We start from the raw sequence: 8,653 nt of genomic DNA, 5'->3' as shown, positions 1-8,653 counted from the left end.
AAGCCGTTCCCACTCGGCATCCGTCAGATCACCCCGCCCCATGCCCACAGCAACGACTCGGGCACGGAGTAGTCACATGATCGACCGGACAAGTCCTAGGCGGTGATTGCCGATGTGCGCCTGGGCATGTGCCTGCCAGCGTGGCGTACATGTGCACGCCGTCCGCTTCCCGTCGCGACGCGGTGCCCGCTCGGAACGGAGAAGCCATGGACAGTGCGAAGCCTGAGGTCACGGTGACCAGGGTCGATGAGGAGAACCGGCTGGAGGCGTACGCGGACGGACGGCTCGCGGGCCTGGTCGAGTACATCCCCGCCAAGGGGCTGATCGCGTTCGTGCACACGGAGGTCCTGCCCGAGCGTGAAGGGCAGGGCATCGGGTCCGCTCTGGCGAAGGCGTCTCTGGAAATGGTCCGGAAGGCCGGCGTGAAGTTCCTGCCGGTGTGCCCGTTCATCGCCGCCTATGCGGACCGGCACCCCGAGTTCGAACCGTGGCGGTACCGGCCCCTCAGTCGCGTCGCCGACTGAGGCAGCGAGCCCGCATTCGCGCTTATGTTGACGCATCAACAAAATGCGTTATTGTTGATGCATCACCAAATGGGGTCGGGTTATCCGCCCCGCTCCCACCGGCCGCGGCGCCAGGTCCCACGGCTGATCACACAAGAGTCAGGAGCAAGGTCATGAAGGCGCTCATCGCCCGGTCGTACGGACCGCTGGAGGACCTCGAGTTCGCGGACGTACCCGCTCCCACCCCCGGCCCGGGCCAACTGCTGGTCCGGCTTCAGGCCACCTCGCTCAACGCCGTCGACAAAGTGCTCGTCACCGGCGCCATGCGAGACGTGCTGCCCGTACGGCATCCCTTCGTCCCCGGCGTGGACGTCAGCGGAGTGGTCGAAGCCGTCGGCGAGAACGTCACCCGCTTCTCCGCCGGCGACGCCGTCATCGCCTGGAACAGCGTGACCGCCGGTGCGCTCGCCGAGTACATCGTCATCGACGACGCCCCGTCCGTGGCCCCCCGACCCGCCGGACTCACCCCCGCGCAGGGCGCCGCGCTGCCCACCGGCGCGCTCACCGCGGCAGCGCTGCTCGACGCCGTCCGGGCCGGTGAGGGCGGCAGCGTCCTGATCGTGGGAGCCGCGGGCGGCGTCGGCTCGTTCGCCGTCCAGCTCGCCAAGCAGGCGGGCCTGACCGTCCTGGCCACCGGCCGCGCGGACGACGAGTCGTTCCTGCGTCGCCTCGGCGCCGACCACGTCCTCGACTATCGCGACGTCGACATCGCCCAGGAGGCGCACCGCCTGTCGGACGGTGGTGTCGACGCGGTGATCGACCTGGCGAACGCCGGTCCGGCCCTCGCCGCCACGGCCGCTGCCGCCAAGGCCGGCGGACAGCTCGTGTCCCCCCTCGGCGGCCCCCCCCGCCTTCGAACGCGGCGTCACCGCCGTCTACACCGGCACCCGCACCCCGAAGGGCAGGCTGGAGGAACTCGCCGCGCAGGCCACCGACGGCCGGCTGAGCGTCGAGATCGACTCCGACTACGCGTTCGGCCAGGCGGACCAGGCCCTGGTCGACTTCGCCGCCAAGCACGTACGCGGCAAGGTGACCGTCACCTTCTGACGTCCGAGCCGCCTCCGGCGGGGCGTACTCAGAACCTCCGCCGGGGGCATCCAAAGCCATCGGCCCACCCCCCACCCTCCACGCATCACCAGTCAGGAGCTGGACACAGTGACGGAACGGTATTTCGACTTCACCGGCAAAGTCGTGCTCGTCACCGGCGGCGCCACCGGAATCGGCCGGGCGGTCTCCCTCGCCTTCGCCCGCCAAGGTGCCACCGTGGTCATCGGCGACATCGGCGCGCGCAGCAGCGAGACCGTCAACCTCATCGAGAAGGAGGGTGGTCGCGGCCTGTTCGTCCCCACCGACGTCACCGTCGCACGGGAGGTCTCCCGCCTCGTCTCGACGACCGTCGACACCTTCGGCGACCTCCACATCGCCTTCAACAACGCGGGCGTCTTCGTCCCGCCGGTTCCGCTGGCCCAGCAGACGGAAGAGGACTTCGACAAGGCGATCGCCGTCGACCTCAAGGGTGTCTTCCTCTCCCTCAAGTACGAGATCGCCCACATGGCGTCCGCCGGCGGCGGCTCCATCATCAACACCGCGTCGATCGCCGGACTCATCGGCGATCCGGACATGGCCCCCTATGTGGCGGCCAAGCACGGCGTCATCGGACTGACCAAGGCGGCCGCCGTCGACTACGCGAAGGCCGGAGTCAGGGTCAACGCACTGGCCCCCGGACTGACCAAGACGGCCATGACGCAGGCGTGGCTCGACGACCCGGTCAAGCGGGACGTCGTCATGGCCGGTCCGCAACTCGGCCGCGCCGCCGAACCCGAGGAGATCGTCGGCATGGTGCTCTACCTCGCCTCCTCCGCCGCCTCCTTCACCACCGGTGGCGTGTTCGTGGTCGACGGCGGCCAGACCGCTCACTGAACCCATCCACACGGTCGCCGACCCCTGGGCCAGCACACCCGGCAGGGTCGAACGCCTGAACTCGGCCGCCCCGTGCCGAAGGAGACAGCCATGTCGGAAACCGTCGAGTCCGAGCGGCGGTCGGCCCCGCTCCCCTCCGGAGAGGTGGGTCTGCTCATCGCCCGCCAAGTGGACCCCGGACACGAAGAGGACTTCGAGAAGTGGGCTCACGGGGTGCTCACCGCGGCCTCCGCCTTCCCGGGACACCTGGGCTACGGCCTGTTCCGGCCCAGCAGCCCCGGTGAGCCGTGGTGCGTGGTCCACCGGTTCCGCGACGCCGAGGCACACGCCCTCTGGGACGCCTCCGCCGAACGCGCCGCCTGGTTCCGGCGGGCCGACGGCCACCACCGGGAGGTCGACCGGCGCCGCCTCAGCGGCATCGAGAGCTGGTTCGTCCCACCGGGCAGCGCTCATGTCGCCCCGCCGCCCCGCTGGAAGATGACGGTGGCAGCGGTGCTCGGGATCTACCCGATCTCCCTCTTCGCCGGCGCTGTGGTCCAGCCGTATCTCGACAGCCTGCCCCTTCTCCTGCGTACAGGGCTGGTGGCGGTCCTGTTCAGCGGTCTCATGTCCTACGCGGTCATGCCCGCGCTGACCTGGGCGCTGAGGAAGTGGCTTCGTCCGAGCTGACCGGCGGGCCCGCAGGTTCGGCAGGCCAACCCTGGGCGCCCTGCGCGCTTTCTCTCGTGGTGCTCCGCACTCTCGACTGAAGAACCCTTTCTACGCGGTCTGCGTAGGATGATCATCTAGTCCCCCAGGGCGGCGGGAGCTGATCGGGTTCGTGGGCTGATGAGGTCATTCATGTGGACAGTGGGGGCGCCGGGCATCGGCTTCTCGGTGTTTGGTCGGCTTCGGGCATGCCGGGACGGTGTTGAGCTGGATCTCGGTTCGCCTCAGCAGCGGGCAGTGGCCGCGGTCCTGATCCTGCGGCACGGGCGTACCGTGAGCCTGGATGACCTCGTGGCCGCCCTGTGGGAGGCGCCACCCCGGCGTCCGGAATCCGTGGTGCGCACCTACGTGTGGCGGCTGCGGCGTCTGCTGGAGCCCGGCCGTACTCAGGGTGAGGCATGGCAGATCCTGCGATCCGTCCCGGGCGGGTACGTTCTGCACCTGGACGAGGGCTCTGTGGATCTGGAGCTGTTCGAGCGTCGGGTCGCCGAGGCGCGGGCGCGTAGCGCGGCCGGGGAGACGGTTGCGGCCCGGGAACTGTTCGACGACGCGCTGGCGCTGTCGCGGGAGCCGGCGTTGACGGAAGTACCCGGCCCGTTCGCGCAGACCGAGCGCTCCCGGCTGGAGGAGCGCCGACTGGATGTGGTCGAGGCCCGACTGGAGGCGATGGCAGAGCTCGGCGAAAGCACGGAAGCCGCGACCGAACTCGCCGGCCTCGTCGAGACGCACCCGTTGCGTGAAGGGTTGCACTATCTGCTGATGCGAGCCCTCTCACGTAGCGGTCGGCAGGCCGAGGCACTGGCGGTCTACCGCCGAGTGCACAGCATGCTCGCGCGGGAACTGGGCATCGAGCCCAACGCCCGTCTTCAGGGACTGCATGCCGAGATCCTCGCCGTCACCACCCCGTCCGCGGGGCGTCCTGAGGTCGTCTCCGGCGGGGACCGCGCCCCTCGACAGATCCCGCACGCCGTGGCCGACTTCACCGGCCGGGCCCAGGAGACCGAACGCATCCGGCAGGCCCTGCGGCGTCCTGCCGCGGAAGGCATGCCGATCGTGCTCCTCACCGGGATGGGCGGTGCGGGCAAGACGTCCCTCGTCACACACAGCGTGCGCCCTGTGCTCGACGCCTACCCCGACGGGCAGCTCTACGTCGACCTGCGCGGAGACGGCGGCACCCCCGCCGACCCCGGAGCCGTCCTGGCGTCCTTCCTGCGCGCCCTGGGCGAACGGGAGTCCTTCATCCCCGCGGAGCTGGATGGACGTGTTGCCGGCTACCGCTCGCGGCTTGCCCAGCAGCGCATGCTGATCGTCCTGGACAACGCCGCCGACTTCGACCAAGTGACCCCGCTCCTGCCCGACTCGCCCTCCTGCGCCGTGGTGATCACCAGCCGCAACGCCCTCGCGGCCCTTCCGGTCAGCCTCCGTGTCGTCCTCGGCCCCATGTCCCAGCAAGAGGCGATGCACCTGTTCACCCGTCTCGTAGGTTCCGCCCGCATCGACGCGGAACCGTATACGGCACACCGCGTCCTCTCGGCGTGCGGAGGTCTGCCGCTGGCCGTGCGCATCCTCGGCTCCCGTTTGGCCGCGCGCCCCGAGTGGACCCTGGAGGACCTCGCCGAGCGCCTTGCCGACGAGCAGCAGCGACTATCAGAACTGCGCGTGGAGGACGTCAGCGTGGAGTCCAGCTTCGCCCTCGGATACGACCAGCTCGACCATGAGGCACGACGCGCCCTGCGACTGCTGGCTCTGCCCACTCACAGCCTCTACGACCTGCCGACCGCGTCCACCCTCCTCGGAACCCCCACGGGCACCACTCGGCAGCTTTTGGAACGCCTGGTCGCGGCCGGGCTGCTGGATGAACCGGCCCTGGATCGCTACCGTCTCCACGATCTGGTCCGTCTCTTCGCGCGCCGCCTGGCCGTCGAAACCGACTCCGAGCAAACCCGTCACGCCGCCCTTGGCCGCCTCCTCGACCTGCACCTGCTCTCCGCCACCGAGTCCTACCGTGTCATCCGCCCTGGGCATACGGTGGTACAGGCATCGCTCCCGGCCGCCCCTGGAGGGCCGCACTTCGGCAGCGTGGGCGAGGCACTGGCGTGGAGCGCGTCCACCCTCGACGATATTCTGATGCTGCTGCACCAGACGGCGGCCACCCACACCGCGCGAGCCGCGACCCTCCTGCTGATGCTGGACGCCGTCCTGATGAGCTCCCACCTCTGGCATCAGGTGATTCCGGTCGCTGCCCTCGTGGCTGACGTGGCCGCCGGCACCCACGACGCGCGCTCCGAAGCGCGGGCCCGCTACATGTTGGGCGGGGCTCTGGCATCGGTCGGCCGACCGGACCAGGCCAGGGCGAACGTGGCCCGCGCCCTGGAATTGTCGAACCAGGAAGATGACGTCTACAGCATGGCGCTCAACGTCCAGGGCCTGCTGCCCCAGCTCGCCCCGAAGGACAGCATGGAGATACTCAGGCGGGCGGCTGAGCTGGCCCGGAAGAATGGAAACTCCCATCTGGAGGCCATGACACTGGGCAATGCGGTGCAGGTCCGTCTCGTCTCTGAGGGTATTGACGACCGGACGGTGGCCGACTCCGAGCGCCAAGTGCGGTTGTACCGTCGGCTCGGCGACCGTTTCGGGGTGGCTTTCTCCTACTACCGTCACGGTCAAGTCCTGGCCCGGCAGAACCTGTTGAGCGATGCGATCGCGATCCATCTCCGCAGTCTGGACATGCTCGCCGTGGGGGAGCAGGACCTCGTCCGCGCAGGCAACCACGTTCGGCTTTGTGAGGCCTACACGCAGACGGGCGGGCTGGCGCTGGCCGTGCGTCACGCGGAGGAGGGCCTGCTGCTGAGCCGACAGATCCGCCACGAGCAACTGGAAGCGGTCTCGCTGCGCGCGTTGGGCGACGCGAAATCCGCGATGAATCGGCCTGAGGAAGCCCGGGAACATTGGCAGCTTGCCCTGAGCATCTTTGAAAGCGTGAGGCTTGATGCCCTCGCCGACGGAGTGCGTGAACGCCTCAGGGCGGGTTCTCAGGGCACCCCGCCACCTACCGCTGCGTGATGTTGCGCAGAATGCCTTCCGCGGGGTGCGCGGCTTTGGGCTCAGTGGGGGTCTGGTGGACGTCTCGTCGACAGGCGGTTCCACAACGGCTGGGCGGTTCCGGAAGGGCTGTCCGGTCTCGGTAGCCGGACAGTTCGAGCAGCAGACGTCGGTAATAGATCCTGAGCATGGCGCGGTGCAAAGGGTCTGTGGCGTTCCTCAGAAACGCCTCGACACGCAGTGGCCACTGCGTGTCGAGGGCCGGGGTCTCACCGGTCACGGGGTGACGGTGCGGGCGCCGAGCTGCTCCATCAGGGAGAAGAGGTTGGCCACGCCCCAGTGCTCGGTGATCCGGCCGTCGACGACCCGCATGGCGTCGACGGTCTCGAACCGGATCTCGCGCCCGGTGGGCGCGATGCCGAAGAACTCTCCCTTGTGGGTGCCGTGATAGGTCTTGTAGGTGGTGACGAGATCGTCCTGGGCGGCTTGCCAGTGGATTACTGCATGGAAGTCCGGGAAAGCGGCGCGCAGGGTCTTGTAGAGCTCCAGGGCGCCTGCCTTGTCCGGCGTGCGGCCGGGCTGCGGGGTGTGATCGACGAAGTCGTCGGAGAACAGTTCGTCGTAGAGAGCCCAGTCTCCGCCGCCCTGTACTTCCTCGGTGTTGCGGCGGATCACTGCCTTGGCGGCTTCGCTGACGGTGTTGTTGCTCATAGGGGGTCCTTGTCGTGCTCGGGCTCGGGTCGGGGGTCACATGGCAGCGGTCTGGCTGCCGTCGACGACCGACACCGCTCCGGTGACGTAGCCGGTCAGGTCGGGGCCGAGGTGGGCGACCACGTCCGCGACCTGGGAAGGGCTCCGAACCGGCGCAGCGGAATGATGCCGATCGTGTCAGGGGAGACTGCGTCGGCGTGGAAGCCGGAAGGGCCGAGCGTGTCGGCCAGGGCTGCGGCCATCGAGACGGCGGCGCCGTTGAGTGTGCGACGGGCGGCACGGGCGTCGGCGCCGACGACGCCGCTCTGAGAACGACGCTGCCGTCCTGCTGAGCCCTCTCGTCTGCTGGGCTGCTGCCTGAGCTGTGTGGAGTACGCCGGCGACGTCGGCAGTCATGAGACGGTCGATGTGTGACGCCTGGGAGATGTCCGCAGCGGCGACGACCTTGCCCGTGAGGAGGCTGCTCGCGGGACCGTTCTGTGCGATCAAGCCGAGGCGCGGAGCTTCGCGAGGGCGCCGCTCCAGGCGACGACCTGGTCCAGGACGCCGATGACCGCACCCTCCTGGTGGGCGGCGGGGTGGAACTCGCTGAAGTTCTCGAAGTCGGTGTACAGGGAGAGGGCGACCTGGTTGCGGACGTCGGCGACCTGGAGCTCACCCATGACCAGGCGCAGGTGCTCGACGGCACGGGTGCCGCCGACGCTGCCGTAGCTGACGAAGCCGGCGGCCTTGTTGTTCCACTCCTTGTAGAGGAAGTCGATGGCGTTCTTCAGGGCTCCGGACGTGGAGTGGTTGTACTCGGGGGTGACGAAGACGTAACCGTCGAAGGAGGCGATCTTCTCTGCCCAGGCCTTGGTGTGGGGCTGGGCGTACTGGCCGAGGGAGGGCGGCGCCACCTCGTCGAGGTGGGGAAGCTTGAACTCGGCGATGTCGACGAGCTCGTACTCGGCGTCGGTGCGCTGCTTGGCGATGTCGACTACCCAGTTGGCCACGGCTTCGCCGTTCCGGCCGGGACGGGTGCTGCCGAGGACGATCGCGATGCGGGTCATGAGGGGTCTCCTTGGAGGGAGTGCTGAACGGGCGGATGCCGACCGGGAACGTGGGTCCGGTCCGGGGCTACAGCTCGCCGGGACGGCCGTAGCGGTAGAAGAAGGGGCCGATCTGCCCTGCGAGGGCGCGCGTCAGCGCGGAGCTGTTCTCGAGCAGCCGGGCGCCGGGGTCGAGGTCGCCGACGTAGAGCGGGTCGAGGCCGGCGTCCCGGATGAGCTGCTCGGTGATGTCCTTCGCTCCGGGTTCCGCCGCGTAGAGGCTGCTGGGGGTGACGCGCTGCGTGGCGATGTCGTCGTAGGCGGAGGCGAAGACGGTGGAGAACGACTTCGCGGTGGGGCCTCCGACGACGGCCTTGATGCGGTGGGAGAGGGACGGGAAGGTCTCGTCCCGCTCGGTGTAGAGGTTGGTGGTGTCGATGGTCACCTGACCGTCAAGGCCGGTGACCGTCGACAGGGCCTCGGTGATCACGTTGCCGGGGACGGACACGACGACGACGTCGGCGCCGGAGGCGTCACCGCCCTCGCGTCCGATGGTGGTCACCTGGTGGCCTGCCCTCTGCCACATGCGGGCCAGACCGCCACCCACACGCCCACGGCCGATGATGGTGATGTTCATACAGAGCTCCTTGGTTGATGTGTCAACAAAATAACGGAGGGATG

8 protein-coding genes and 1 pseudogene are annotated in these 8,653 nt (G+C 69.0%); 6 read left to right on the top strand and 3 right to left on the bottom strand.

Annotated elements, in window-relative coordinates:
* The first annotated feature begins 206 nt into the window (after positions 1 to 206).
* The 6 genes and pseudogenes from OO54_RS24790 (at position 207) to OO54_RS24770 (ending at position 6,254) form a co-directional block, all read left to right on the top strand.
* Entirely contained in the window at positions 207 to 524 is a 318-nt protein-coding gene (locus OO54_RS24790; protein ID WP_033206674.1) for a GNAT family N-acetyltransferase, read from the top strand.
* 152 nt (positions 525 to 676) lie between these two features.
* Positions 677 to 1,363: pseudogene (locus OO54_RS48830) on the top strand (NADP-dependent oxidoreductase); the annotation flags it as partial.
* The gene (locus tag OO54_RS48825) at positions 1,362 to 1,610 is read left to right on the top strand and encodes a zinc-binding dehydrogenase (RefSeq protein ID WP_106970092.1); all 249 of its coding nucleotides are present in this window, start codon (positions 1,362 to 1,364) and stop codon (positions 1,608 to 1,610) included. The pseudogene OO54_RS48830 and the gene OO54_RS48825, both read left to right, overlap by 2 nt.
* A 108-nt stretch (positions 1,611 to 1,718) precedes the next feature.
* Positions 1,719 to 2,483, top strand: a complete 765-nt coding sequence (locus tag OO54_RS24780) for an SDR family NAD(P)-dependent oxidoreductase (protein WP_200146764.1) — start codon at positions 1,719 to 1,721, stop codon at positions 2,481 to 2,483.
* A gap of 90 nt (positions 2,484 to 2,573) precedes the next feature.
* Positions 2,574 to 3,152 carry an antibiotic biosynthesis monooxygenase gene (locus OO54_RS24775; RefSeq protein ID WP_033206668.1) on the top strand — a complete coding sequence of 193 codons (579 nt, stop codon included), beginning with the start codon at positions 2,574 to 2,576 and terminating at the stop codon, positions 3,150 to 3,152.
* A 171-nt stretch (positions 3,153 to 3,323) separates the two neighbouring features.
* Positions 3,324 to 6,254: an AfsR/SARP family transcriptional regulator gene (locus OO54_RS24770; RefSeq protein ID WP_051787158.1), complete on the top strand. Its 2,931-nt coding sequence runs from the start codon at positions 3,324 to 3,326 to the stop codon at positions 6,252 to 6,254.
* Positions 6,255 to 6,509: 255 nt separating this feature from the next.
* Here the strand turns inward: OO54_RS24770 and OO54_RS24765 are convergent, their stop codons facing one another.
* From OO54_RS24765 to OO54_RS24755, 3 genes are all read right to left on the bottom strand, one after another.
* Positions 6,510 to 6,944 (bottom strand): ester cyclase, encoded by a 435-nt coding sequence (locus tag OO54_RS24765; protein WP_033206666.1) that lies wholly within the window; start codon positions 6,942 to 6,944, stop codon positions 6,510 to 6,512.
* 485 nt (positions 6,945 to 7,429) lie between these two features.
* On the bottom strand, positions 7,430 to 7,993 hold the full coding sequence (locus OO54_RS24760) for an NADPH-dependent FMN reductase (RefSeq protein ID WP_033206665.1): 564 nt from the start codon (positions 7,991 to 7,993) through the stop codon (positions 7,430 to 7,432).
* 67 nt (positions 7,994 to 8,060) lie between these two features.
* Positions 8,061 to 8,609: an NAD(P)-binding domain-containing protein gene (locus tag OO54_RS24755; RefSeq protein WP_033206663.1), complete on the bottom strand. Its 549-nt coding sequence runs from the start codon at positions 8,607 to 8,609 to the stop codon at positions 8,061 to 8,063.
* Between the last annotated feature and the right edge of the window lie 44 nt (positions 8,610 to 8,653).

It is taken from the genome of Streptomyces wedmorensis (assembly GCF_000716445.1).
Classification (GTDB): domain Bacteria; phylum Actinomycetota; class Actinomycetes; order Streptomycetales; family Streptomycetaceae; genus Streptomyces; species Streptomyces wedmorensis.
Note: the sequence above shows the minus strand (reverse complement) of the source record. Positions and strands in the feature narration are given on the sequence as shown.

Coding starts and splice junctions, on each gene's coding strand:
- OO54_RS24760 (WP_033206665.1), bottom strand. CDS start 7,993: ATGACCCGCATCGCGATCGTCCTCGGCAGCACCCGTCCCGGCCGGAAC.
- OO54_RS24770 (WP_051787158.1), top strand. CDS start 3,324: ATGTGGACAGTGGGGGCGCCGGGCATCGGCTTCTCGGTGTTTGGTCGG.
- OO54_RS24775 (WP_033206668.1), top strand. CDS start 2,574: ATGTCGGAAACCGTCGAGTCCGAGCGGCGGTCGGCCCCGCTCCCCTCC.
- OO54_RS24790 (WP_033206674.1), top strand. CDS start 207: ATGGACAGTGCGAAGCCTGAGGTCACGGTGACCAGGGTCGATGAGGAG.
- OO54_RS24755 (WP_033206663.1), bottom strand. CDS start 8,609: ATGAACATCACCATCATCGGCCGTGGGCGTGTGGGTGGCGGTCTGGCC.
- OO54_RS24765 (WP_033206666.1), bottom strand. CDS start 6,944: ATGAGCAACAACACCGTCAGCGAAGCCGCCAAGGCAGTGATCCGCCGC.